We start from the raw sequence: 26697 nt of genomic DNA, 5'->3' as shown, positions 1-26697 counted from the left end.
ATTATTGAGCTGTACATAAATTTTCAACTTCATTTGCTACATCTTTTCCAACTCTTTTTTCATATCTCTTCCAACAAATTAAAGCAAATCCTAAGAATACTACTAATCCTAATACATTGTATATAAGCACAAACATTGGATTAACTGCACCTGCTTCTAATGTACCATTAAAATATGCACTTATTTCTGCTGGTGATGGCACTGATGAAATAACAAATACGAAAGTAAATAATGCAAGTAATAATGATCCTATAGCTACTCCAAATTTTCTTGATCCTACTTTAAAACTTCTATCTACAAGATTATCTTTCTTAAGTCTTAATACAATATATCCAACTAAGAAGAATAAAACTGGTATTAATGATGTAGATGCTGTCATATTAATTAATATTTCTAATAATGAATCTACTGAACCTATTCCTAATGCTGGTATTATTAAAAGTATTGTAACTATAACTGCTTGAAGGTATAATGCATTAACTGGATTTCCTTGGTTATCAGTTTTAGCAACCCATTTTCCAAAAATTCCTTCAGGTATTTCTGAGAATAAAACTTTAACTGGTGCTGCTGTCCATAATACTAATGAACCTAAACTTGCAAGTAACATTATGAATCCAACAATATTTGTTATAATATTACCAATTCCATAATGAGCTCCTAATAAAACAAATGAATCAAATAATCCATTTGAGAAATTTCCTTGTAATGTACTTTCTGGTACAACTATACCTACTGCTGCTGCACCTAAAGCATATAATAACCCAACAACTATTGTTGATAATAACATTGTCTTTATAAATGCTTTGTTTCCGCCTTTAACATCTTTTATATAAACCCCTATACTCTCTGCTCCACCTACTGCTTGTAATATCCATGCTAATACCATGAAGTATTTCCAATCAAACTTTGGCGTCATAGATTGTGCTGTGAATTCTTGTGCTGGTGATTCTCCTAAGAAAATTATAATTCCAAAAGAAAAAACGATAAATCCTATCCCTAATAGTATTCTTGCTATACCTGATAAGCTAGTTATTTTCGATACCCAAGTAACACCCTTAGTAGATATTATTGTTACGCCCCAAAATAGAATTATTGAAATTATTGAAATTAAAACTGTTTTTCCATCAAAAACATTTCTTCCTACTAGTGCATATGATCCGTAAATTAATGTCTTTGGTAATAATGATGTAAAAAAGAATAAATTTACAAAGAAATATGCCCATGATCCTAAAAATGCCCATTTTGCACCTAATGAGGTTTTTATCCAACTAGTAATTCCTGACTCTGAATCTCCATTAGCTGAAGCAAACTCTCCTATCATTAATGCAAATGGAAAGAAGTAAAATATTGTTCCGAATATGTATGAAGGAATGGTAGCAAGTCCTACATTTACACTACTATCAATAATATTTCCAAATGAAAATACTGCTGTGAAAGTCATTAACATTAAAGCTCCTGAGCTTAAGGTTTGTCTTCTATTACTCATTTTAATTCTCCCTTTTAATCGTTTGTACTTTTGTTTACAAAATATTTTTTTATACTTTTATAATTCCCAAAATTCAAATGGTAATTTCTATATCATCTCCTTACGTAACATATGTAATTTTCTTGTAAAATCGTTTACTTGATATGTTAATTATATTATGTTATGTTTATTGCAACAATATACGAATGTTGCTAAAACTTGTACTTATGTTGCAATTAATCATTGCTTTTGTAAACTTTTACCTTCAAAGGAGTTTTTTATATGAATACACAAATTCAAGTTTTTACTACAGATAAACAAGCAAGTAAAGAATTATATATTTATGAATGTGGATACGAAGAATGTAAACCTCGTATTCCTTATCAATATGAACAGATAGACTATTATTTGATACATTACGTTTTATCTGGAGAAGGTCTATTCTTTATTAATGGTGAAGTATATAAACTAAAAAAAGGCGATGGATTTTTAATTCCTCCACATACTGACAACAATTACTATCCAGATACAAATAATCCTTGGTGCTATCGCTGGATTGGTATTAATGGAAGTGAGGTTTCAAAAATTTTAAAATCTTGTGGATTTAACAATTCTAACTTCACTTTTAATTATACTGATGATAATTTTGTTAATAATTGCTTTAAAAATATTTTAGATGGTTGTAATAATGATCAGTATTTTCAAGCTCTAGGAAATCTCTATTTATTTTTTAACCAATTAATACTTAAAAATAATAATCTTTCAGCTCTTGCACCTAATTCTTACGAAAAATATATATCACTTTTTGTTGATTATATACGTGATAATTATCACCAAAACATTTCAATTTCTGATATATCTAATCATTTAAATATAAATAGAAGCCATCTATTTAAATTAATAAAAAAACATATGAATATAAGTCCTCAAGAATATCTAATAAATTATAGACTTAACAAAGCTTGTGACTTACTTAGAAAAAGTAGCTATTCCATTAGTGAAATTAGCTATTTAGTTGGATTCAATAGTCCATCTTATTTTTCAAAAATATTTAGTAAGTATTTTAATAAGTCTCCAATGGAATATAGAAGTATGTTTATAAAACAACCAACACCTTAATAAAACTTCTAATAACACAAAAAAGTAGCAATAATACCTTAAATATTATTGCTACTTTGTTAATATTGTATTGTTTTAATATGTATTTATTATCTATATAATTAATCCAACAATAGTTGCTGTTAACATACTTACTAATGTTGCTCCATATAATAACTTTAATCCAAAACGTGCAACCACATTTCCTTGTTCTTCATTAAGACCTTTTACTGCTCCTGAAATAATTCCAATTGATGAGAAGTTAGCAAAAGATATTAAGAATACAGAAACAATTCCCAGTGATCTTTCTGTTAAGTGTATGCTTCCACTTGCTAATAAATTCATTGCAACAAATTCATTAGATACTAGTTTAGTTGCCATTATACTTGCAGCTTGTATTGATTCATTTAATGGTACACCCATTAAAAATGCAAATGGAGAGAATACATATCCAAGTATTTGTTGGAATGTAATTCCAAATATACTTTGGAATAGCATATTAATTATAGCAATTATTGCTACAAATCCAACTAACATAGCTGATACTATAACAGCTACTTTAAATCCATCTAAAATATATTCACCAAGAACCTCAAAAAATGTTTGTTTCTTTTCTTCAGCAACTACTAAAATATCCTCTTCTGCTGTTACAGTATAAGGATTTATAATTGATGCTATAATAAATCCACCAAATAAATTTAAAACAAGTGCTGTTACAACATATCTAGGCTCTAAAAGAACCATATAAGAACCAACTATAGACATAGATACTGTTGACATAGCTGATGCACAAAGAGTATATAATCTATGTTTAGGTAATAACCCAAGTTGTTTCTTTACTGAAATAAATACTTCTGATTGTCCTAATATAGCTGATGCTACTGCATTATAAGATTCTAACTTACCCATACCATTAATTTTACTTAAAACTAATCCTATGTACTTTACCACAACAGGTAGTATCTTAAAATGTTGTAAAATACCAATTAAGGCTGAAATAACAACTATTGGTAAAAGAACGCTAATAAAAAATGAGAATTGATCATTATTAACTAATCCACCAAATACAAAGTTTACTCCTTCACTAGCACATTTAAGTAATACTTCAAAACCGTTTGCTATACTACCTACCAGATAATTTCCTAATTCAGTATTTAGTAAAGCAAAACCTAATATAAATTGCAGAATAATCATTGTAATAATTGGTTTATACTTTATATTTTTCTTGTCACTACTTCCAATCCATGCAAAGCCTAAAATAACGACTAATCCTATGATTCCAATAATATACTTCATTTTCATGCTCCTTTTTAATAGTATAAATTTATAATAATATAAATATTAATAGATATTTTTCCCCATAATTACAAACATATTTATTATAAGTTTCTTCTGAACATTTGTAAAGCATCTCTTGAAATTTTGTTCATAGAAAATTTAAATATTAATATTTTAATGAAAATTAAGTAAATATATTTTTTATATTAAAATACCCTCTTTTATGCTAAAACAATCATAAAAGAGGGTATATATTTTCCCTTTAAATATATGAAATTTTGTTCATACTTTATTCTAAAAGCTTTTTTGCAGTATATTGATCTGTAATTAAAATATTAGAAATCTTTCCTTTTAGTACACCTTTTATTGCTTGTACTTTATGTTCTCCACCAGCAACTAAAATAGACTTTTCCTTTTCTTTAAGACTATCTAATGATATAGACATAGTACGATTATTAATTTCTTCATCACAAATCTTACCATCTTCATCAAAAAAACGTAAACAAACATCTCCGACACTTTTTTGTTTTAAAATTAACTTCTCTTTTTCACTTAAATAATCTAAATTGAATAGTACTCCATTTTCATCAACATTTCCAACTGTAAAAATAGCTATATTAGCTTTTGTACCCATTTCTAAAGTATTTTGAATATGACAATCTTTTTCTACCATTTGCTTTATATTATTATTATCAAAAAATCCTGGTAATGGTAAGTATTTAGGGATAGCTTGAAAAGCTTTTGCAAAAGCAGAAACTATTTCAGCTTCATATTTATTTACCTCTAAATTAGTAACTAATCCTTGTAACTGAACTACCTTTATCTCTTTAGTATTTTTGTAAGTAAGTTCTTTCCCAATTTTATTCATAGTTGTTCCTGCACCTACTCCAATAATATCCCCATCTTTTATATTTTCTTCTAAATATTCTGCTGCTTCCTTACTAATAGATTCTAAAATAGATTCATATTCATTATTTGATGAAAGCACAATACGAACATCACTTAATGCATATCTTTCTTTTAATTTACAAGCTAACTTATCCAAATCAGAAAATGGATCAATTATATTAATAGTAATGTAACCCTTTTCCTTTGCATATTTAAGAAGCCTTGATATAGTTGGTCTCGATATCCCAAGACGTGATGCAATCTGTTGCTGACTATAATTTAACTGATAATAAAGTCTTGCCACTTCAACACTCAATTCTTGTTTTGCATTATCCATCAGTTTCACTTCCTCTCATTCTTCCACTGTACACAATCCATCACTTTATAATATTGTTAAACTAATCGTTTTCAAAAATAACTATAGGCTACGTACTACCTTATCTAATAATACTAGCCCTTAAAATTCTTAATATTTCAATTATACTAAAAACATATCTTTATTTCAATAAACTTACTAAATATACATAATCCAATTTATTATCTTTCTATTTTTCTCCATAGTTTTTATAATACATAATATTAAAATTTATTTTAGGATACATTTCACAAAATTGCCTACTTACATAATAACAGCTGGGACAGGGTTCCCATTTACTATATAAAATTAGTTCTCCTTCATTAGCTAACGTTCCTTCTTTTATAAGTCTATTTATCTTTTCTAAAATCTTTTTTTCACTATCATTTATTCTATTATAACCAATTCCTAATTTCCCAAGTTTATTAACTTTACAACTTTTAAAGTATTCTTCTCCCATTGGTATTAATGTACAGCTATCTTCAATATCATTTTTCCCACTAACAGCTCTAAACTCCTTATTATTAAATACTGCAATAGCCTTATTTACAGAATCCTGAATTACCATACTTTGATTAATTTTAAATACTCCATGCTCTTCCTCTGTAATATACTTATCTAAATTTTTAATAAGCCTTTTCATTCTAGGAATATAACTTTTAATATGTTTATGATACTCTATTGATCCCTTCTCTGCTTTTATATAATTAAAAGTAATGTTTTTAGGAACATCAATAAATAAAATTTTAGTTTGATTATCTTTATCATAATTCTCGCTTACATTTTCACTGTTACAAAGAAGAATTCTTTTTAATAATTCTATATCTTTTGCATACACATAATCTCTATCTATTTCTTTTTCTAATAATTTTAATTTTAGCTTTCCTTCTTCATTAATTTTAGTTGATACAGCATTCTTGGTCTCTTCTACTATTTTCAAGATATGTTCAACATCATCTTGAGGGGTTGGAATCCTTTCATATTCAACTCTATAAATATGTAATGCCTTTATATTCTTTATCTTTTCACATAACATTTTATGTTCATTCTCAAAAACTATAATGTTCTTTATGTAATTTATTAAATCGTTAATATCATCTACTTTATAAGTAATTGATTCTTCCTTAAGACTTTCATATAACTTAATAAATACATCTTCAGTTATATCAAAAGCCTTTATAAAGTTTTCCTTTAAAATATAATAATCTACTACTTCTAAATTGTGACCTTCTAATATTAATGCTTTCTTTAAATCATCTATATTACAAATCTTTATTCTTTCATTTTTTCTCTTTTTTGTTGGCATTACTACCTCCTTTGAATTCGCGACATTTCTCCTCTAACTTATAATTTAATCTAACATATTTAAAGGCTGAAAGCTAGATATTATCTAACTTTCAGCCTTTTTTATGTTATTATTGTTGCTTTTTCAATTTAACCTTTGTAGTTGTTCCCATAGCAGAAACTTCATAAACTTAATACATCATCTTGGTATGTTATAGTTTTAGTATCATCACTTGAAGCTAGTAAAGCACTTTCAGTTTTGCTATGATCATTTTTTGAATCCCATGAATAAGGTTCGTCATTAGTTGTTGGTGCAGTAAATGAACCTGCCCAATAAAGAGATTTTGTATCACCATTATCAGTTACCCAGTAAATTTCAATGTTATCACCATTTATTGTTGCAACTTGATAAGAATCATCAGATTTACTATTTTCTTGTTTCCATTCACCTGTCAAGTTAACTAATTGTCTTCATGATTATACCAATATATCCCTTATATTACAACAATTATATATATTAGCTGTAGATTCCCTATTTAAATTTAGTAAACTAAGTCATAGATATTAATACATTAGATCCTATTTAGTCTTTAGCTCATATTCTTTATTTTCTAAGATAAATTTAATGCCTCTATTTCTTAATTTTATTGCTCTCAAACTTATTAAATCCTAAAAAATAATTAACATACTAAAAAAATCCTAGTAAAAAATATAACCGTCAATTTGCTCCTGACTCCGTCAGCAATCCGATAATATCTAAATATCCTAGATGTCCTAAATGTAATAAGGCTACATTCCTTCATCATGAATGTAAGCACTACAATCGCTATAAATGTGGTAATAAGAAATGTAATAACCTAATAGTTAAACATCATACTACAAATATTGATATAGCCTCTAATGAATTGATTACCGGTTCCCTTTCTATGAAAGAAATGAGTTTCCACTTCATGTAATATTAACTGCATTAACACTATATTTTTTAAACAATTCATCAACAAGGGCTATTTCTCAATTCTTGATGATTAACGCTGGTATTAAGGTATCCCATGCTACGATAGCCAGTTGGACTAATAACTTTGCACCTTTCTTTAAACAAAAGGCTGATAAATTTAAAGCCTGGTATAAAACCAAGAAAGGATTCAACTCTTTTCAAAAAGCTAATAACCTTATATATTTATTTATCTTTCACTATAACTTTATTAGACCACATGGATCATTAAATAACTGTACTCCAGCAATAGCTTTACTAAAAACTCTTGGTTTTCAGCATCTTAATTAAATTTAATACCTTTGATTAACCTGCAAAAAATCAATGCTATTGTAGACTTATTTGCCATACAATAAAACATTCAAACTTATATAATTTTCAAAGAGCAAGTAATTCTATGAAAAATCAAGCTATTTTTTCATAACTACTTAACAGATTCCTCTTTTTAATAATTTAATTACTAACTTTTAATATTTTATTTAGTGTAATTGTTACCCCATAACACAAAAATCCCCCCCAAGCCGTAGTCTTAGGGAACATTAAGATATTTCTTAATAGCCTTACAACTGTCTCAGTATATATAGTCTTATGGAATATAAAAGTATATTCCACTTTTAAGTTATTGGGGTGCTATAAAAAATATGATATTATATAGATATATTCTTTTATATGAACAGGAGAATTATAAATGAAAGATAAATATATTATTTATTTTATTAGTAAAACAAAAGCATCTATGATTAAATTTATTGAAAATAAATTAGTGGAAAATGAATTAACGGATTTGATACCTACACACGGTAATATATTAACTGCACTTTATGAAAGTCCTAATAAACTTACTATGAAAGAAATATCAAAGAGAATTGGTAAAGATAAATCTACAGTTACTGCACTAGTAAATAAGCTTATAAATCTAGGCTACATAAAAAAAGAGCAATCCCCTAGCGATAAAAGAGTTACGCATATAAGTTTAACTCCTAAAGCTAAGTCTATTGAATATAAATTTAATTCTATATCTTCTCAAGTCAAAGATACTGCTTATAAAGACTTTACTAAAGAAGAAAAAGCTGAATTTTTAAGATTACTTAAAAAGCTCAATTCTAATTTCAAAACTGCAAATGAAAAATATAAATAGATATTACATGTTTAGATTTAATAAACTGTTACTTAATATTTTTCATACATATTTAAAACCCCCTATAAAGTAGCGTTTATTAATAAATATCTACTTTATAGGGGATTTCTTTATTTTCAGTTTATTTTTAATTAATCTATAAATGTTACTACTTCTTCAAGTTGCTTACGTGGTGGCTTTTTTGATGTTTCTTCTTCTGGCACACCTAAAGATATCATAGACATTAATTCAAATCCTGATTTATCAAAACCTATTAATTCTTCTATTTGAGCTTTAGCGTGAGTAGGTCCTGTCATATAACATGTTCCATATCCCATTTCTGTTGCAGCTAATAGAAAATTTTGAACTGCTGCCCCTATTGCCTGTGCTGCAGATTGTGGAGATACTAACATATCTAACACTTCTTGAGATGCATTATTTTCTTTTAATATTTTATATTCTATCATTTTATACTCTGAACCATATACCATTACTACTACAGGTGCATTTTTAAAACTTGTATAATATTTTATTACACTCATATGAATTTTTCTATCTTTTTCAGTCTTTGCAATTTCACCTAGTCTTTCATGGCTTTCTGTTACTATATCAGCCATTTTATTTATTATTTCAGGGTTAGTAAGTACAATAAAATTCCAGTTCTGTTGATGCTTTGGCGATGGAGCTTGTGTTGCTGCTTCTATCATTTTTATTATATCTTCTCTTGGAACAATTTCATCTTTAAATTTTCTTATACTCTTACGAGCATATATAGCTTCTAAAACATTCATATTAACTCTCCTCGTCTGTATCCCTATTGTAAAATTTTCACTTTATTCAATTTAAAATAATAATCTCTATAAAACTAATATGTTATTTGAGAGTATACTTTATGTATTGATATAAGATTAGTTTGATGTCAAACTAATCTTATATCAATACTGGTTTGATGTCAAACCTTTTTTCCAGTAGTTTATTCTTCTTTACATATAAAAATGCACACCCCCTAGTAACACTTCTACTAAGTGGTGTGCGCAAATACTCAAAAACCTAAAAGTGGCTAAATTATCTATTAAAATCAGTTTATTTTAAAAAGAAACTCCTTCTATTGTCGTCGAATGAGTAAGTTCAAATAGCCAAATTAAAATTTGGATTCTCACTTAAAAAGCAAAATACAATGGCCAAACCTTGATATTTCAAGGTTTTACCATTGTATCCTTACTTGCGTTCTTATTTGGTGGAGGCGATACGTTACCTTTAAAATCCACCATATTTAATTCACTATTCTAATTTATATTTGATTCAGATAATTTTCCTACAGAACTAAAAGTAATGAATTTCGAATTATAATACTCATCTGATATTTTATTTTTTAGAATATTATAAAATGACTCATCATGAGTTGAAATTACTATTTGCCATTCTCCATCTTTAATTATATTCCTTAATAAATCTACAAAAGCTAAAACATTAATATCATCAAAATGTCCAACAGGATCATCTATAAAAATAGTTTTCACCTCTAAGTCCATAGACAAGGCCTGACCCAAAAATATACTCAATGCTACTGTATTTAATTGAGCTGTGCTGAAAAAATATTCAGGTAAAATGTCTTCATTCTCATCTCCAGAACTTTTTAAATATAATTCTGGTATATCTTCTCCATCTTCACTATTAGTAAAAGAAACCTCTATTTTTAACTTTTTAAATTCTTTATTAGGTTCTATTATTGAATAAATTTGATTCATTGGCTTACTTCCTAACACTTCTTCTATATTTTCTTCAATATATTTTTTTAGATTATAAAATATACCATCAATTTTATTTTTAGACGCTTCATACTTTTTTAATTCATATTTTTTTATTGATATATTTTTACTTATAACAGAATATTTTTCATTATAGTTAGAATTACATAATTCAATATTAATATAGTCTAATATATCAATATTTCTCTTAAGGTTTTCGATAATATGTTTCTTTTCTTTACATAAAAGAATTAAATTACTAAAATCAATATAATTCCCCTTAAATATTTGTAACATATAATCTCTATAACTATTTTTATTATATTTTAAATATTTTTCTTTGAATATATCTTTGTAATCATTTTTTTCATATCCTCTAATATAATTATCTATATCTTTAATTTGTTTTTTAAGTTCTTCATTTTTAATAATTAATGAACTATAATATTTCTCAAAATCTATCCATTCTTTTATTTTACTCTTATTGATAGTATTTATTTCTTCTAATTTAGCAACTAAAATTTTATTAATATCTTTTTGATTAAAATCATCATTTTTATCTTCTAATTCTTTAATATTTAATTTTAATTCTCTACTTTCTTTATCTAATTCTCTTACCATTAGATATAATTTTTCTTTATCTCTAATACTTTTATCTAACTTACTTTTGTAAGACTTCTTAATTATATTTAACCATTCTTTAATAGAATCTTGTGAAAAGTCTTTTTCATATTTACTTATTTTATCTAACTCTTCCTTAAATTCATTAACTTTTAATTCATCTAACTTTATATCCTCTTTTAACTTTTCGTTTTCACGTATAACTCTAGTTATTTTTTGTGTTAAATTCGAAATTTCCTCCCCAAGCACTACCTTATATTTTTCACATTCTTCATTCCATTTATCTATTAACTCTTTTTCTTCATTTAAAGCTTTTTCTTTATGTGATAATGCCAATTGATAATTATCATATAGTTTTTTACAATTATTACTTTGTTCATCTAAATTAATCTTAGATAATAATAGTCCAATATCTTTAAAAGGGGTATGACATACTGGACAATTATTTAAATCTTCTTTTTCAATGTAACCTTTAACCTGCATAAGTATATTCTGTAATTCATCAAAACTTTTCTTGCATGAAAAATATAGTTCTTTTTTCTTAATAACTTCTTTAGAATTATTTTCAATTTTATTCTTTAAGTTCTTATACTTATCAATGTATATTTTTTTTAATAAAATAAATCTCTCATCATCTTCAACTACTGATGATATATGTATATCAAAATTCTTTCTTTCCTTATTCAGTTTAGCTTCTTCTAAATTACTAATTATCTTTTGATTATGTTTTTTTATAATATCAAGTTTTTGTAAAGTATCAATATTTACTTTATTCTTATACTTTTTATTAGATATTTCATTTATTATTCCTTCAATAAACTTACATTTAGTTAAAAAGTAATTTTCTTTATCATTTAAAATTTCAAAAGAAGATTTCAACTTATTTATTTCTTCATTAATATTATCTAACTCTTTATATTTAAATTCTAGACTTGATAATTTAAACTTTAATTGTCGATTAATTAATTTTAGGTTAGAGTCCAATTGCTTCCATTGATTATACTCTTTAAACCATATATCTCCGGCCTCATTCAATTGCTTATATCTATCAATATTATCAATTATCTTTTTGATTTTATTATTCAGCTCTATTTTTTTTTGAGTATAGTCCTCCCCGTAATAATTCAATAGATATATAAGTTTATCAATATTTAATTTTTCATTATCAATTATTTTATTTACACTATTTTTATATTCTCGTATTTTATTTTTATCAGGAATATTGATTATTTCATTCTCAGATTTTATTACTTCCTTTAACTTTAATCCACTTATTGTCTCTAAAATATTGAAATCATTTATTTTATTATTTATTTCTTTTATTTTTTCATCGCTTATTGTCAATTCTCTTAATTCTTCAATAGCATCTTCACAATCTCTCTTGATTAAATCAATTCTTTTGGCAATTAACTTTTTAACTTTATAGACCTTAGTAAATAATTTTCTTTGACTTCCATCACTATCCCAAAACTTTCCCCATTCTTCATATTTATCATTAGGACTATTTGCGTGTATAAAACTATCTATTTTATTATGAGGTAATATCTGCTTGGCCATTATATTCATTTTAAATTTTTGAGGATTTAATCTTCCCTTATTATAATCTCTATATCCTTTTTCATTTATATCTTTACTAGATTTTGTAACAGTTCTTTTTACAGTACAATTATCTGAATAATTAACTTCAACATACGATTTATCATTATTTCCATCGATATTTCTATTTGAAAGAACATATCCTTTATATCTTTTAATTTCCTTTTTCATATTTTTATCTTCAAATCTGTAAATTGTTCCAGATGAAAACCATTCTATTCCATCAAAAAATGAAGTCTTTCCCATTCCATTTTGTCCATAAATACATATAAAATCAGCTGGCAATCCATTTTCATTATTAAAATCTACTTGATTAAAATCATCTGTAAATATACGAAAATTTGATAGCTTAACTTTTGAAATTTTACTCAATAAAATCACCTCCTAAATTATTCTTATTTAAGATATTTACAATTTCATCTATATTCTCATCCTTTAGCAAGTCTCTACTATCTATATATTCATAAAACTCTTTTTCACAATTGTTTAATATTTCTAGTATAGAAAAATTATTTACTGCTTTTTCTATATTAAAATAAAATAATCTCTTGTTTACTACAGACTTTAATTTTTCTTCAGATTCAGGCATAGCTTTTTTAATTATTATCTTTCTAGATGAATACTTATCTTGCTCTATTTTATATAATAGTTCTTCATTAATATCATCGATAAAAAAAATTATATAAACATTATAAAGCTCTATAACTTTTTCTAATTTACTTTGTATATATAAAGCTACATTATCAACTATTATTCTCCAGTAATCTTTTAAATCTTGCTCGTTATCAAAAGAACAGCATATTATATTTAGTTTATATTCTTTTCTATTATTATTTTAATTTTTTCTTCAAAACGTACAACTTTTACTCTATCACATTCAATATTTTCTTTTATTAATTCTATATCTTTATTTATATTTATCATTTCGAACTCCTAATTTAATTTGCAAGGCTTTCTTTTATAAGATTAACCATATCTTCTAGTGTATGATCATTAATTTTTTCAATTAATGTACTAATTTCAATAATCGCTAAATCCTTAGGTTGGCTAAGACCTCTTTTTATATCAAATCTGCTACCTGATGTATATGTTCCTTTTATATCTTTTATAATCCTTCTAAAATTTTTTGGAGTGCAATATTTCTCTATCCCCTTAACTGGTTTCTTGGTTCCCCATAAAATTAAACTTTTCTCATCTATTTTATTATTTATAAGATAGTCATTTTTCAAAGAATTTATAAAACTACTTAAAGTTACTTTATTTAATTGTAATTCTCCATCACAGCATATATACTTTACTGGTATTCTTTCACCTTCATTTTCTATCCAAGCTTTCTCAAATTTAATTGAATCATTTAAATATTTTAGTATACATAGAATAATTAACAAATAATTCCTAAATGTTTGACACTCATGTGAACAATTAGCTTTTTCACATTCCTTAGAAATACCGCAAAAATCACCTTTAATTACTTTTTCAAAATCGTTCTCTATTATTTCTTTCATTATTTCCTGTAGTTCATCATTATCTATCTCATCTAAAAAATTTTCAATAGCATCTTCTAAATTCCCTATCACACTATTTGCTATAATAGGTATATCCCATTTTTTTTCTTCACATATCTCAACTATTAATTCAGATGACATAGCAGCACAAGTACCTAAATCAGCCTGTTTACCAAGACTATTACTATTTATCCCTAATAATAAAAGTTCTGAATTATCATTCAAGAATATACCTGCACCAGAAAAACCAATCAATTGCTCATTAGCTTCATATGGATTAACTATCACTGAAGATGAAATTCCATAAGTAAATCTCTTTTCTCGCTTATCTATATTTCCTAAAGTAGCATTTACAATTCTATTAGAAAAGATAAACGAACTCTTTTGATGTAGAGCATCTGGAAATCCGCTAAAAATCATCTCCCTATTGCTCTTTAAATTTTCCACCTTTTGTAATTTGTATGTATTCACAATTGCTTTATTAGCCTCCTGCCTTTTACATCTTAGAACAGCAACATCTCGACTTGGTAATTCTCCTTCTATTATTTTTTTATCTTTATGATAAGCTATATTATTATCCTCTATTCTAACCTCTAATTCATTTTGATTTTCATCTATATATCTAACAACTATATCTTTTTTATCTAATACCACATGTGCCGCAGTAAATATGTATATATACTCCGAAGTTTCCTCTGGTTCCCACCATATTCCACTTCCTAATAATTCATTATTACTTTCTGATTTAAAGCTTTCTATTCTAACTGAAAAATTTTGTAATTCATTCTCTATAATCATCTATAAACTCTCCCCATCAGAAATTAATATTAGATTTTTTTCATCTATAGATAAATTTCCTGTATCAATATATCTTAATTTATCATTTTCACTAAAATAATTTCTATTTCTCCACCAATTATAATTACAATATATTTCAGATTTTTCGCAACAATTTACTATTCTTGCTATAGTCTCTTTATCAACCTTATTTTTTTTGCTTATAACAAATTTTTTTGAACCTAATTTTCTTATTAAATCACAATTTGTATTGTGTTTACTACCATGATGAGCTATTTTAACTAAATCCATTTCATCTCCACTAAAATATTTATTTAATCCTTCTATTACATCAGTAGCAACTGAATCGCCTAAAAAAGCTATTTTTTTATCTTCATATTTAAAAACAACAGATATCGATGCCTTATTAGTAGGTGTATTTTCTTCTTCATATTTATCCTCTAAATAAAGTGTTTCTAAATCTGTATATGTAGAATTACTTGAATTCAAATTAAACTTATCAACTAATTTTGCTACTTCTAAAACAGATTCCTTTTTAGGAGTAATCACTTTTAGTTCCCCTCCATTAATTATATCCTCATACCCTTCATATATTGGAGTTATTAATTCTATTCCCTTTTCCTTAATAACTTCTACTAATTTTCCTACATTTTTTGGTGACAGTGTCTGATTAGTACTGTATACCTTTACACCTTCACCATTTAACCATATTTTTCTTATTACTTCACAATCATTTTTAGCTATATAGTTTTTCGCTCCCAAAATATGGTCATTATCTATATGCGTAAGAATTAATAGATTTACCTCCTCCTTTTTTTCCTTTATATCATCTATTACCTTTTTAAAACCTCTCTCAAAAATTCCTGGTCCTGAATCAATTATAATATTAGCCTTCTCTCTTCCTCCATATCTTAACCAAATACAATCTCCATTAAAGGCTTTTTCAACTCTAATCTCTATACTCACCATTGCCTCCATATTTTCTCATTATTTCATATAACTATATTTTACTATATAAAACAACCAATTTAAATATATTTCCCTTTTTATCAACATAATACACATAAAAAAATCCACGACATTTCTGTCGTGGATTTATTGGTGGAGGCGATACGTAACCTTTAAAATCCACCATAAATTTAATATCCGTATTTTAAAAATTAAACTTCAATAATTTATCTTTTTCTGATAAAATTATTGCGCTATTTTCTATTACTTTATTTATAAATTCTGTATTATCTCCTAGTTGATACTTATTTATAGCTATTATAGTTTGTTTATTTAATTCCGATGAGAATTCACTTAAATTTCGTAATAGTCCACATACTTGTCTAGGATCTATTCCATTATAACAAGCCGAATCTTGTATTAATATATCAATAATATTGTTATATTTTAATATTAAATAATCAACTATATTTTTCTTAACCTCATTTACACCTTCCCCAGTATCCCCCTTCAAAGTAAATTCAATGTTTAGAGGTCTGCTTGTTTGATGTTTTTTCCTAATCTTTATATCAAAATATGAATTTACATTTTCATCATATATATCTTTAGTAATATTATATATATAATCTCTATACTCTTCAATTATACTATAATACTTTTTCAATTCTTCGCTAGAGCTTTCGAAATTATCAGTTAACTTACTATCCTCTGTCATAATAGCATCATCAATTTCTTTTATTTGAGATAGTTTTCCTTGATTAAATTTCAAATTCTGAAGTTTATTATTAAAATCTTCATATAACATTACAGATTCTTGATATATTTGATTTGTTGCTAAAATTTCACCTAACTTATCTATTTGTTTAGCTAACTTAGAAGTCTTTTCTTCTTTTTCTATAATTTCTTTCTGAATTTCCTCTTTCTTTTTGCCAAGAAAATCTTTTCTCTCTTCATAAACCTTTTTATGAAAGACTTCTACATCTTTAAGCTTTTTTTTAACTAATTGTGGTACCTCTATCATAGATTTATTATATATTGCAATTATATGTTCACTTGTTATATCTATTTTATTAGAATCCTCAATAAATTTAGTTAATCTCTCTAATTCTAAATTTAATCTATTTATTAAAGTATTTAATTTTTTTAATTCTTTGTTCTTAATTTCATATTCTTCTATTACATTTCTTTGTAACCCTGATATTTCAATACACTTAATCTTATTAGAAACTTCTTCAATCTGACTTTCAAGTTTATTCACTTCTTTTTCAACAAAATAAATTTCTTCATCAATTGTATCACTCTTTATGCCATCATAAAGACTTATTAGTTCCATTTTATTATTCTTTAAACTCTTTATTTTATTCTGCGCCTTATAAATTTCATTTATATTATTAATAATTCCATCAATATTTAATAAATTGATAAAATTAATATTATCTTCCTTATTTGGATTAGAATTGAAACTGATTATGCTAGATTTTTTATTTATTATAATTTGCTTACTATAAAGTCCTCTATCTATGTTTAACAAATCCTTATACTCACCTAAAGTCTTCACTTTACCATCTAATGTAATTTCTTTTGAATTTCCAATTATTCTGGAAACATATTGCTCTTTTCCATTATATTTTATTGTAGCACTCAACTTATATCCATTCAACTCACCTTTAGAAATCGAAGAGTCCTCATTTGCACCATATATATAATTAATAAATTTTAACAATAACGTCTTTCCTAAACTGTTACTCGTTCCCCTTTTATTTTTGGGATCTTGTATATCTCCATAAATATATGAAATACCATTTTCATTAAAATTTATGTCTCTTAATATAATATCTTCCTTATTTATTATCTTTAAATTCAATATTTTCATTTAAAATTTCCCCTCCTTCCGTATAAGATATCATTCCACAAAGATACATAAACTCTATTACATATATAAACTTTTGATATGTCGGAGGGTTTTTAACTATATTGGTTTTAACATATTTTTTTTCAAAATTATTCCACAACTTATCTATTTTCATTTTTTTATTTAATAATGTATCTAATATTAATGCGCTAATGCCAATATAACTCTCACTTAATATCACATATTTATTAGGTAAGATCATTGTTCATCCCTCCTTATACTATTCTTTTTCAAATATATCACATTTATCAAAAACATATACAATTAAAAATTTTACTGGACCACTTTTACCTGATTTATTATTTGTAAACTTTAATGCTTCCTCTATAATTTTATCATACAATTCAACACCAGATAATTCTGAACACAATTCGCTATAACTCCTTATTATTGCTCCCTTAACCCGTTCAAACCTGTCCTCACTTAAGATATCTTGGTTTATTGTATTTATTGCATTCTCTACTATATCTAATTTTTCAATTATAGCTTCAATTTCATCCTTCTTTTCATCCAATTTATTAATCTCTATTTTTCTAGGACTTGATACTCTATTATATGTATTGATTGTATCATTAGTCATATATTTAGTAATTATATTTCCTGCTATTTCATCTATTAAATTTATAATAAGTTCTTCAGTAATAGCGTTATAATCTATCAGTCCTCTAATCCTCATTTGAGATGATATTTGTTCCAATACCTTTATATCTTCAATCTCATATAATATATCTCTTATGTATTCCCCATTAGTTACTTCATAATCAAAACTTATATTATATATTCTCTTCAAATCATTAACCTTATTTTCAAAAAATCTTTCACTATCATGAGGTAAATCTCCATCAAAAGTACTTACAAGAAAAATAAATTTCTTAATTTGCCCATTCCATTTACCTTCTTTATATACTTTTTTTATTAATCCTTCTAAATCATCAGAAAACTTATTTTGCATTTCTTTTCTTAACGATTCTTTCAATCTAGTAGGTGCAAATACTTGATAAAATAAAGCATCCTCAACTACCCATCCATCATTTTTATCATCCCCGCCATAAGCATCTGGCATTTCATATGTTTTATTTTTATACTTATAATATCTCTTTAAAATATCTCTCAAACATTTTTGATAATTAATCCCAGTTATACCTCTCTGAGCTATCATTATTCCCTCTATATAATCATACTTATCCATCTTTTCCCCACTTTATCATACTTTGTAATAGTTAATCTAATACCTTCTATAGTAAAAATTATATCATTTGTACCTTTTTACAACAATAAAAATCCACGATATTACTATCGTGGATTTTTTGGTGGAGGCGACGGGTGTCGAACCCGTGTCCGAAAGCAGACCAATCTGAATTTCTACGAGTGTAGTTTGTGATTAAGGTTTCGGTCCTAGGTTGCTCACAAACAAACTTCCTATTTCCTAGCTTCATAAATACCCCTCTAACTCAAAGCTTTGTTAGACTTCGTTTCCCACTCTATGACACCAGCTACCCGAAACGTGGGCATCCCGGACTGATGAGTAGCTTATATTAAGCTGCTAATGCAAAATTGTCTTCTGCGTTTATCTTTAATGCATACTTTATTAAGGAGGTGACATGCTTGCCTCCACCCGCTTATCAAACCCATCTTACCCCCGTCGAAGCCAAAACGCCCCCAGATTAAAATTAAGTTTAACGCATCGCTATTCAATTTTGTTTCTATCTTGTGTAGTAATTATATATTATATACGTTTTTCTGTCAACTTGATACAATGCTTCTCTAATCGGCTATATACCTTAATCCTATTTGTTTACGGGCTTCATCCATTATTTTCATAACTATTCTAGAATTTTCTAGAGTATTTACATCTGATTCTAATTTTTTATTTAAAATTAAATTTATAAATTCCTCTATTTCATAACACATATCATCTTCTTTTTGATTTACCGAAATTTCTTCTGTATTTCCATCTCTGTATATTATCTTCACATTATTAAAAGCATTTATTTTATCTATTATTATACTTCCTTTTTCTCCTTGAATTTCTGATGGAAGATATGAATTACTTATTTTAGAGTATATTACTACTCCATCCATATCATCATATCCTAATATTAAGCTACCTTCACCATCTACACCTGATTCAAGCATCATTGCAGTTGCTTTAACTGTATTTGGCTTACCAAAAAGATTAACCATTGGTGCTATACAGTAAACCCCTATATCCATTAATGATCCATTTGATAATTCTGGTTTAAAAGCATTTAAAACTTCTCCTGCTTTATATTTATCATACCTTGAAGAATATTGACAAAAGCTTGCAAAATATCTTCTTACCTTACCTATCTTATGTAAATTATCTTTTATTAACTTAAAGTTTGGAAATAATGTAGTTTTCATAGCTTCCATTAAAACAACATTATTTTCTCTAGCTTTTTTTATCATTTCATTTACTTCTTTTTCATTAGAAGCAAAAGCCTTTTCACATAAAACATGTTTGTTATTTTCTAGAAATAGAATAGTTTGCTTAGCATGTAATGCATTAGGAGATGCTATATATACTGCATCTATTAAATTACTCTTTGCCATTTCTTCTAGATTTGTAAATATATTTTTAACTCCATATTTACCACCAAAAGCTTTTGCTTTTTCTTCTGTCCTTGAATAAACAGCTTCTAATTTAAACCTCTTTACATCTTTAGCCCCTTTTAAGAACCATTCTGTAATATTATTAGTACCTATAACCCCAAATCTAACAATCTCATTATCCATATATAACCCTCTCCTTTATAGTTAAACTACTATTCCTTAGAACTTTAAGATAATTATACTAGATAAAAACCTTACATAAAATATAAAATTCTAAAGATAAATATTTATATTTGTAATGCACATACTATTGTTATCTATTATTAAATAAAGGAGGATTTAAAATGAGACTTTGGCTTCAAGACTTAATAAAGTTTTTTAAAAATAATAAAAACTTTTTTTCTATGTTTTTAAATATATTTTTGATTGCAACATTATTTATTAGTTTTCTTTATTCTCTAAGCAGAACTAACAAACTAATTTTAGTTCCATCTTGTCAATTTGAAGAAAATCTTGAATATGAAGCAACTGCTAATGTAGGTACTTTTATTACTGATGGTGAAGAACCTACTGAAGATGAAATTATAACTTTTTTTAATGAATTATTTTCTACTCGTAATAAGGCTTTTTTGACTGGTAATGTTGAAGAATTATATAAGTTTTATGATAAATCTCACACTTATAGTCAATATTCACTTCTTCATGAATTTAAGAGAATTGCTTATTTGAGAGATTGGGCTAATGAAAGAGCTATAACCTTCTCAACTATTGAATCTACTCCTAAGATTAAAGATCTTAAGATAAATAATGGTACTTACTCTATAGTTTTAAGTGAAGAATATAAATTTAAATATTTTTATAAAGATACTCCCGATATAATAAACGACTTTGGTGTGGTATTACTTCATACTGTAGATTTAAAAAGAGTAGGTAATTCCTTTATAGTTCAAAAGGATTATTATTTAGATTGTTTCCAAGAAGGTTTAAAAGATTATAAATTTGACCTTACCGAAAAAGAAATACCACTAACTAAATTTAAAACTTATAATATTAATTTTAATAGAGACAGTTTAAATTTTGATTCTAATAAAATATATGATAGAAAAGCTGCTGTTAATTATGCCAATAAATATTGTGGTATATCTTGGGCTAATGATAAATCTAAAGGATATAACAGTAATTACTATGTTTATACTGCATCCTGTGGTAACTGTACAAATTTTATATCTCAATGTCTAGCTGATAAAACTGAGGGAGGTAAATTAAAACAAGATAAAACTTGGCTATATAAACCCAAATCATCTAAACCTCCTACTGTAAGTGAAACTTGGGTTAATTCAAGTAAATTAATAAATTATCTTTTAAATAACAACAGATGTAATTTAATAAACACAGGAAATTTTGAAATTTTAATGGATAGTTTTCCTAAGATTCAACCTGGTGATTTAATATCTTACAATATAAATAATTCTGTTGAACATAGTGCTATAATTACAGGCTTTGACAATAAGGGGTATCCTCTAGTGAATGCTAACTCCATTGATAAATATCAAATCCCCTTTGATTTAGGTTGGAGTAATGATGATATTACATTTAGCTTATTATCTATTACTGAATAAATTTTAAAGCTATCTAAGTAAAATTAGATAGCTTTTATTTATATCTTTATATATTTTAATATTGTATTTACTGTTTCATAAAATATAGTTATATAGTCTTTTTCTCCTGAATGTTTTAAACTTTCTTTAACGTCTTCTACTAATTCAACATCGTCTGTAATTATATTGTCAGCGCCTAAAGAAATTACTTCTTCAATCTCTTCTGGATCATTTATGGTCCATACATGAACCTCTTTATTTAAAGCATGCATTGCATATACAAGTTTTGCTTTAAGAACTGATTTTTCTACACTTAAAAAATCTACATTAAGCTTAGTTAAATCCCCTAATCCTGCCATTAATATATATCCTACTGGAATTTTATTAGTTAACTTTTTAGTTTCTTGAAGTATGTCATAATCTAATGAAGTAATAACTACTTCATCTTCCATGTGATATTTTTCTATAAGTTTTACTACTTCTTCAGCTAACGTCTCCTTTTCTTTCATAGGTTTTAATTCAATATTAAGCTTAATCTTTCCTTTTGATAGTTTTAAGATTTCTTCTAATGTTGGTATTCTTTCACTTGAAAAGCTTTCGTCAAAATAAGAACCATTGTCTACTTGTTGTGTTTCTTCAAAGGTCATATCTTTTATAGCTCTATTTGATTTATTTATTCTTTTTAATGTTGTATCGTGGAACAATACAACAACATCATCTTTTGTTGTCATAACATCTATTTCTGCATAATCTGCTTCTTCCATAATAGCATTTTTCACAGATGAAATACTATTTTCTGGTGCACTTATAGCACTTCCTCTATGAGCTGTTACATAAGTTTCTTTATCTACTACTCTAAAAAAGATTGCATTAATTCCAAGTAAATTAACCATTATAACGAATATTCCTATAGTAATTACCTTTATTAATTTCTTTTTTGCGTTTACAAATATTAATACTTTATTATTCTTATATTCATCTATACTCTTAAATTGTCTTTCAGAAACTTCATAATTTCTATATCTATAATAAAGTTCTACTATAAATGAAATAAAAATAGGAATACCTATAAGAGATATTAAAATATATGCAATATAAAATAATAGTATATAGATTCCCATAAAAACTGCACTTAAAATGCTTTCGCTACCAAGTAAAGTCATAACATAGTAACCAGTAGCAGTATAAATAAATAAAGCTATGGCTGGTATTATAAATGATATTATAATCCATGATAAAACATATCCAAATATCTTGAATCTACTACCTTTATATATCTTTATACTATTTTTAATAGCAACTCTTAATTTGTTATTCTCTATAATTACAGCTGGTATAGATAAAACCCATCTTAAAAATAGTATTACTATAAATACTATAAACCCACAGTAAAATAAAGTTCCTCCGCTAGTTTTAAAAAGTTCTATAGTTATAAAGGATGGAATACTAAGATTTTTAATTAATGAACTATGTAATCCTATTCCAGTTAATGGTCCTATAATACCTGCTACTAAGACTATAAAAATCATACTATAGCTTAAAGTTTGGGGAACTATTTTTATACTATTTATAATAGCTTCTAGTAATGTTACCCTTTCTCTCTTATATGATTTAGCTGATATGTACGTTAATACTGCCATTTCTATAAAAATTGCAATAAAAGAAACCACTACTAATAAAGCAAAATATACTATACCCTCAAAAGTTAATCCAAACTTAAGAAAATCTTTATTCGTTATATTATTCACTCCAATGTGCCCCATAAATCTATTTAAAATAAACATATTAATAGGTACAAATAAAAATGTACTTATTAGTCTATAAATTAATTCAAAATATAGTAATGATTTTATATTAAAAGTAAAATTTTTATATGTATTTCTTAATAACCCTTTAGTTTCATTTTTTATCTCTGAGTAATTATTATGAGGCATCTATAACACATCCTCTAATGTGTATTTTGAAAATTCATCAACAAAAGACTTTAAAGACTTATTCATTATCCCCTTTAATTTACAGCCCCCCACTATAAATGGGCATGTGTTTTCTTTGTTAAAGCATTCTGCAATATTTAAGTTATCTTCTGTAACTTTTAATACTTCCCCTAAATTTATATCCTTTGGTTCTAAACCTAGCTTTAATCCCCCTGATCTGCCTTTTATTGAAATTATATAATCAGTTTTGGCTAGCTTATGAATAATCTTTTTAAGATGATGTTCTGATATTTCTAAGTTAGAAGCTAATTCCTCCACTGTACATAGCTTATCTCTATTAATTGCTAAATATATTAGCGCTCTAAATGAGTAATCTGTAAATTTAGATAAATACATTTTTATACCTCGCATTTTTATTATTGTTATAAGCATATTTTAACTATTTATCTACAAAGTTAAAAGGCTTTTTATATTTTTATATTAAAATCTTTAAAATCCTTATTTTTATTTAAGAAAAAAATAAGGTATAAGATATAGACTTTTTCCTATATCTTATACCTTTATTAAATATTATGTTCTATTTAATGCTATTTTATAGCAAGATATTCATCTATAGCTTCAGCAGCTTTTTTACCAGCTCCCATAGCTAATATAACTGTTGCTGCTCCTGTAACAGCATCTCCACCAGCATAAACTCCTTCTTTAGTAGTTAAGCCGTGTTCATCTGCTACTAAACATTTCCACTTATTTGTTTCTAATCCATTAGTTGTTGATGATATTAATGGATTTGGTGATGTTCCAAGAGACATTATTACTGTATCTACTTCCATAACGAATTCTGAACCTTCTACAACTACAGGTCTTCTTCTTCCTGATGCATCAGCTTCACCTAATTCCATCTTAACGCATTTCATTCCTTTAACCCATCCGTTTTCATCTGTTACGATTTCTGTTGGGTTTGTTAATACATCGAATATTATACCTTCTTCTTTTGCGTGATGTACTTCTTCTGCTCTTGCTGGAAGTTCTGACTCACTTCTTCTGTAAACTATATGAGTTTCAGCACCAAGTCTTAATGCAGTTCTTGCAGCATCCATAGCAACGTTTCCGCCACCAACTACAGCAACTTTCTTACCAACTTTAACTGGAGTATGGTAATCTTCTTTATATGCCTTCATTAAGTTTACTCTTGTTAAAAATTCATTTGCTGAAAATACTCCGTTAGCATTTTCTCCTGGGATTCCCATGAATTTAGGAAGACCTGCACCTGATCCTATAAATACAGCTTCGAAGTTTTCTTCTTGCATTAACTCATCTATAGTTATGGTTCTACCTATAATAACGTTAGTTTCAATTTTTACTCCAAGCTTCTTTATATTTTCTATTTCTGCCTTAACAACTTCATCTTTAGGTAATCTAAATTCTGGAATACCATAAACTAAAACTCCACCTGGTTCATGTAAAGCTTCGAAGATAGTTACATCATAGCCTCTCTTTGCTAAATCTCCAGCACAAGTTAATCCAGCAGGACCACTTCCTATAACTGCAACTTTTTTACCTTTTGATTCTTCTGTTTGAGCTAAATCTACATTGTGCTTTCTTGCCCAGTCAGCAACGAATTTTTCTAATTTACCTATAGCTACTGCTTCACCTTTTATTCCTAATACACATTTACCTTCACATTGGCTTTCTTGTGGACATACTCTACCACAAACTGCTGGTAATGCACTATATTTAGCTATTTCTTTAGCTGCTGCTTCGAAATCTCCAACTTTAACCTTTGATATAAATGCTGGAATGTTTATTGATACTGGACATCCTTCTACACATTTAGGGTTTTTACAACCTAAACATCTATTAGCTTCTTTAATAGCTCTTTCTTCATCATATCCTAAACAAACTTCTTCAAAATTAGTTGCTCTTATTTTTGGTGCTTGTTCAGTAACAGGCGTTCTTTTCATTCTATCTTTTATATCCATTATTTATCACCTTTACATCCACAACCACCATGGCTATGAGTGTCCCCTTCTTCTTTCTTTAATTGATCTCTTCCTTCTTCAGTCTTATACATTGTTTGTCTTCTCATTGACTCATCAAAATCAATTAAGTGACCATCAAATTCTGGTCCATCAACACATGCAAATTTAACTTCTCCACCTACAGTAACTCTACAAGCACCACACATACCTGTTCCATCAACCATAATTGGATTTAAACTAACTGTTGTTGGAATTTCTAATTCTTTTGTAAGTACACACATAAATTTCATCATGATCATAGGTCCTATTACTATAGCATGATCATATTTATTTCCCTTTTCAACTAAACTTTTTAGGCAATCTGTAACTCTACCATTAAAACCATATGATCCATCATCAGTTGCAACATATAAATTCCCAGCAACTTTTTTCATTTCTTCTTCTAATATTAATAATTCTTTGTTTCTACTACCCACAATTACATCACATTTAATTCCATGTTCATGCATCCATTTAATTTGTGGATATACTGGTGCAGCACCAACTCCTCCAGCAACAAAGATAAAGTTTTTCTTCTTTAATTCTTCTATATCTTCATGAACTAGTTCACTTGGTTGTCCTAATGGTCCAACGAAATCGCAAACATAGTCTCCTTCATTAAAAGTAGCTAATTCCTTTGTACCTGCTCCTACAGTTTGGAATACTATAGTTACAGTTCCTTTTTTTCTATCATAGTCTGCTATTGTTAAAGGTATTCTTTCACCCTTTTCATCATTCTTTACTATTATAAATTGTCCTGGTTGTGCAGACTTTGCAACTCTAGGTGCCTCAATATCCATTAAAAAGATATTATTTGTAAGTTCTCTTTTACCAACTATTTTGTACATCCCCTGTATCCCCCTATAATCTTTGTAACATTAATTAATATTAACATAAATTTAAACTTTTGTATAAGTGTATAACTATTTTTGATAAATTTTTATAAAATTCAGTATTTTTTTATCTTTT

General features: G+C 26.6%; 21 protein-coding genes, 1 other RNA gene and 2 pseudogenes. 4 read left to right on the top strand and 20 right to left on the bottom strand.

Going from position 1 to position 26697, the window contains the following annotated elements; translation table 11 throughout:
- Nucleotide 1 precedes the first annotated feature (1 nt).
- A complete protein-coding gene (locus BTM21_RS01900; RefSeq protein ID WP_021876415.1) occupies nt 2–1486 on the bottom strand; it encodes an amino acid permease in 1485 nt (494 codons plus the stop codon).
- 261 nt (nt 1487–1747) lie between these two features.
- Here BTM21_RS01900 and BTM21_RS01895 point away from each other — a divergent pair, with 261 nt between their 5' ends.
- Nucleotides 1748–2584 (top strand): AraC family transcriptional regulator, encoded by an 837-nt coding sequence (locus BTM21_RS01895; RefSeq protein ID WP_021876416.1) that lies wholly within the window; start codon nt 1748–1750, stop codon nt 2582–2584.
- A 93-nt stretch (nt 2585–2677) separates the two neighbouring features.
- Here BTM21_RS01895 and BTM21_RS01890 read toward each other — a convergent pair whose 3' ends face one another.
- The 4 genes from BTM21_RS01890 to BTM21_RS01875 form a co-directional block, all read right to left on the bottom strand.
- A complete protein-coding gene (locus BTM21_RS01890; protein ID WP_079481575.1) occupies nt 2678–3859 on the bottom strand; it encodes a NupC/NupG family nucleoside CNT transporter in 1182 nt (393 codons plus the stop codon).
- Between the two features lie 271 nt (nt 3860–4130).
- Nucleotides 4131–5066, bottom strand: coding sequence for a sugar-binding transcriptional regulator (locus tag BTM21_RS01885; RefSeq protein WP_079481576.1), 936 nt, complete (start codon nt 5064–5066; stop codon nt 4131–4133).
- 208 nt (nt 5067–5274) lie between these two features.
- A complete protein-coding gene (locus BTM21_RS01880) occupies nt 5275–6390 on the bottom strand; it encodes a deaminase domain-containing protein (RefSeq protein WP_021876419.1) in 1116 nt (371 codons plus the stop codon).
- A 161-nt stretch (nt 6391–6551) separates the two neighbouring features.
- Nucleotides 6552–6824: a hypothetical protein gene (locus BTM21_RS01875; protein WP_021876420.1), complete on the bottom strand. Its 273-nt coding sequence runs from the start codon at nt 6822–6824 to the stop codon at nt 6552–6554.
- A 236-nt stretch (nt 6825–7060) separates the two neighbouring features.
- Here BTM21_RS01875 and BTM21_RS01870 point away from each other — a divergent pair.
- Together BTM21_RS01870 and BTM21_RS01865 are read left to right on the top strand one after the other, a co-directional pair.
- Nucleotides 7061–7650, top strand: a pseudogene (locus BTM21_RS01870) (integrase core domain-containing protein); the annotation flags it as partial.
- 397 nt (nt 7651–8047) lie between these two features.
- Nucleotides 8048–8497, top strand: a complete 450-nt coding sequence (locus BTM21_RS01865; RefSeq protein WP_021876421.1) for a MarR family winged helix-turn-helix transcriptional regulator — start codon at nt 8048–8050, stop codon at nt 8495–8497.
- Between the two features lie 131 nt (nt 8498–8628).
- Here the strand turns inward: BTM21_RS01865 and BTM21_RS01860 are convergent, their stop codons facing one another.
- The 11 genes and pseudogenes from BTM21_RS01860 to BTM21_RS01815 form a co-directional block, all read right to left on the bottom strand.
- Nucleotides 8629–9267 carry a nitroreductase family protein gene (locus BTM21_RS01860; protein WP_021876422.1) on the bottom strand — a complete coding sequence of 213 codons (639 nt, stop codon included), beginning with the start codon at nt 9265–9267 and terminating at the stop codon, nt 8629–8631.
- A 495-nt stretch (nt 9268–9762) separates the two neighbouring features.
- Entirely contained in the window at nt 9763–12813 is a 3051-nt protein-coding gene (locus BTM21_RS01855; protein WP_161493109.1) for an AAA family ATPase, read from the bottom strand.
- Entirely contained in the window at nt 12806–13030 is a 225-nt protein-coding gene (locus BTM21_RS01850) for a hypothetical protein (RefSeq protein ID WP_096145316.1), read from the bottom strand. Before BTM21_RS01850 ends, BTM21_RS01855 begins: the two co-directional genes overlap by 8 nt.
- A 3-nt stretch (nt 13031–13033) precedes the next feature.
- Nucleotides 13034–13243 (bottom strand): annotated as a pseudogene (locus tag BTM21_RS14185) (ABC-three component system middle component 1); the annotation flags it as partial.
- 136 nt (nt 13244–13379) lie between these two features.
- The gene (locus BTM21_RS01845) at nt 13380–14744 is read right to left on the bottom strand and encodes a trypsin-like serine protease (protein WP_021876425.1); all 1365 of its coding nucleotides are present in this window, start codon (nt 14742–14744) and stop codon (nt 13380–13382) included.
- Nucleotides 14745–15710, bottom strand: a complete 966-nt coding sequence (locus BTM21_RS01840; protein ID WP_161493110.1) for an MBL fold metallo-hydrolase — start codon at nt 15708–15710, stop codon at nt 14745–14747.
- Between the two features lie 187 nt (nt 15711–15897).
- Complete coding sequence (locus tag BTM21_RS01835) at nt 15898–17565, bottom strand: DUF2326 domain-containing protein (RefSeq protein WP_079481578.1); 1668 nt, start codon at nt 17563–17565, stop codon at nt 15898–15900.
- A complete protein-coding gene (locus BTM21_RS01830) occupies nt 17534–17806 on the bottom strand; it encodes an ABC-three component system middle component 6 (protein ID WP_079481579.1) in 273 nt (90 codons plus the stop codon). The genes BTM21_RS01835 and BTM21_RS01830 overlap by 32 nt, the downstream gene beginning before the upstream one ends.
- Nucleotides 17807–17824: 18 nt before the next feature.
- A complete protein-coding gene (locus BTM21_RS01825; protein WP_021876429.1) occupies nt 17825–18793 on the bottom strand; it encodes a hypothetical protein in 969 nt (322 codons plus the stop codon).
- Nucleotides 18794–18912: 119 nt separating this feature from the next.
- Nucleotides 18913–19265: a transfer-messenger RNA gene (gene ssrA, locus BTM21_RS01820) on the bottom strand.
- Nucleotides 19266–19368: 103 nt separating this feature from the next.
- Entirely contained in the window at nt 19369–20361 is a 993-nt protein-coding gene (locus tag BTM21_RS01815) for a Gfo/Idh/MocA family protein (protein WP_021876430.1), read from the bottom strand.
- A 161-nt stretch (nt 20362–20522) separates the two neighbouring features.
- On the opposite strand from BTM21_RS01815, the gene BTM21_RS01810 reads away from it, so the two are divergent.
- Complete coding sequence (locus BTM21_RS01810) at nt 20523–21797, top strand: amidase domain-containing protein (RefSeq protein ID WP_021876431.1); 1275 nt, start codon at nt 20523–20525, stop codon at nt 21795–21797.
- A gap of 38 nt (nt 21798–21835) precedes the next feature.
- Here the strand turns inward: BTM21_RS01810 and BTM21_RS01805 are convergent, their stop codons facing one another.
- The 4 genes from BTM21_RS01805 to BTM21_RS01790 all read right to left on the bottom strand — a co-directional run bounded on the left by BTM21_RS01805 (nt 21836) and on the right by BTM21_RS01790 (nt 26576).
- Nucleotides 21836–23710 carry a glycerophosphoryl diester phosphodiesterase membrane domain-containing protein gene (locus tag BTM21_RS01805; protein ID WP_079481580.1) on the bottom strand — a complete coding sequence of 625 codons (1875 nt, stop codon included), beginning with the start codon at nt 23708–23710 and terminating at the stop codon, nt 21836–21838.
- Nucleotides 23711–24106 carry an RrF2 family transcriptional regulator gene (locus tag BTM21_RS01800; protein WP_079481581.1) on the bottom strand — a complete coding sequence of 132 codons (396 nt, stop codon included), beginning with the start codon at nt 24104–24106 and terminating at the stop codon, nt 23711–23713. It abuts the gene before it with no gap.
- Nucleotides 24107–24297: 191 nt separating this feature from the next.
- Nucleotides 24298–25689, bottom strand: a complete 1392-nt coding sequence (gltA, locus tag BTM21_RS01795) for an NADPH-dependent glutamate synthase (protein WP_021876434.1) — start codon at nt 25687–25689, stop codon at nt 24298–24300.
- On the bottom strand, nt 25689–26576 hold the full coding sequence (locus BTM21_RS01790) for a sulfide/dihydroorotate dehydrogenase-like FAD/NAD-binding protein (RefSeq protein WP_021876435.1): 888 nt from the start codon (nt 26574–26576) through the stop codon (nt 25689–25691). The genes gltA and BTM21_RS01790 overlap by 1 nt, the downstream gene beginning before the upstream one ends.
- Nucleotides 26577–26697 lie beyond the last annotated feature (121 nt).

The organism is Clostridium chauvoei, assembly GCF_002327185.1.
In the GTDB taxonomy this organism is placed as follows: domain Bacteria; phylum Bacillota; class Clostridia; order Clostridiales; family Clostridiaceae; genus Clostridium; species Clostridium chauvoei.
Note: the sequence above shows the minus strand (reverse complement) of the source record. Positions and strands in the feature narration are given on the sequence as shown.

Excerpts from the sequence above, each read along its gene's own strand:
- BTM21_RS01890 (WP_079481575.1), bottom strand. The coding sequence starts at position 3,859 with ATGAAGTATATTATTGGAATCATAGGATTAGTCGTTATTTTAGGCTTT.
- BTM21_RS01790 (WP_021876435.1), bottom strand. The coding sequence starts at position 26,576 with ATGTACAAAATAGTTGGTAAAAGAGAACTTACAAATAATATCTTTTTA.
- BTM21_RS01830 (WP_079481579.1), bottom strand. The coding sequence starts at position 17,806 with ATGATCTTACCTAATAAATATGTGATATTAAGTGAGAGTTATATTGGC.
- BTM21_RS01860 (WP_021876422.1), bottom strand. The coding sequence starts at position 9,267 with ATGAATGTTTTAGAAGCTATATATGCTCGTAAGAGTATAAGAAAATTT.
- BTM21_RS01800 (WP_079481581.1), bottom strand. The coding sequence starts at position 24,106 with ATGTATTTATCTAAATTTACAGATTACTCATTTAGAGCGCTAATATAT.
- BTM21_RS01850 (WP_096145316.1), bottom strand. The coding sequence starts at position 13,030 with ATGCCTGAATCTGAAGAAAAATTAAAGTCTGTAGTAAACAAGAGATTA.
- BTM21_RS01805 (WP_079481580.1), bottom strand. The coding sequence starts at position 23,710 with ATGCCTCATAATAATTACTCAGAGATAAAAAATGAAACTAAAGGGTTA.
- BTM21_RS01835 (WP_079481578.1), bottom strand. The coding sequence starts at position 17,565 with ATGAAAATATTGAATTTAAAGATAATAAATAAGGAAGATATTATATTA.
- BTM21_RS01815 (WP_021876430.1), bottom strand. The coding sequence starts at position 20,361 with ATGGATAATGAGATTGTTAGATTTGGGGTTATAGGTACTAATAATATT.
- BTM21_RS01880 (WP_021876419.1), bottom strand. The coding sequence starts at position 6,390 with ATGCCAACAAAAAAGAGAAAAAATGAAAGAATAAAGATTTGTAATATA.
- BTM21_RS01810 (WP_021876431.1), top strand. The coding sequence starts at position 20,523 with ATGAGACTTTGGCTTCAAGACTTAATAAAGTTTTTTAAAAATAATAAA.
- BTM21_RS01845 (WP_021876425.1), bottom strand. The coding sequence starts at position 14,744 with ATGATTATAGAGAATGAATTACAAAATTTTTCAGTTAGAATAGAAAGC.
- BTM21_RS01865 (WP_021876421.1), top strand. The coding sequence starts at position 8,048 with ATGAAAGATAAATATATTATTTATTTTATTAGTAAAACAAAAGCATCT.
- gltA (WP_021876434.1), bottom strand. The coding sequence starts at position 25,689 with ATGGATATAAAAGATAGAATGAAAAGAACGCCTGTTACTGAACAAGCA.
- BTM21_RS01825 (WP_021876429.1), bottom strand. The coding sequence starts at position 18,793 with ATGGATAAGTATGATTATATAGAGGGAATAATGATAGCTCAGAGAGGT.
- BTM21_RS01885 (WP_079481576.1), bottom strand. The coding sequence starts at position 5,066 with ATGGATAATGCAAAACAAGAATTGAGTGTTGAAGTGGCAAGACTTTAT.
- BTM21_RS01895 (WP_021876416.1), top strand. The coding sequence starts at position 1,748 with ATGAATACACAAATTCAAGTTTTTACTACAGATAAACAAGCAAGTAAA.
- BTM21_RS01900 (WP_021876415.1), bottom strand. The coding sequence starts at position 1,486 with ATGAGTAATAGAAGACAAACCTTAAGCTCAGGAGCTTTAATGTTAATG.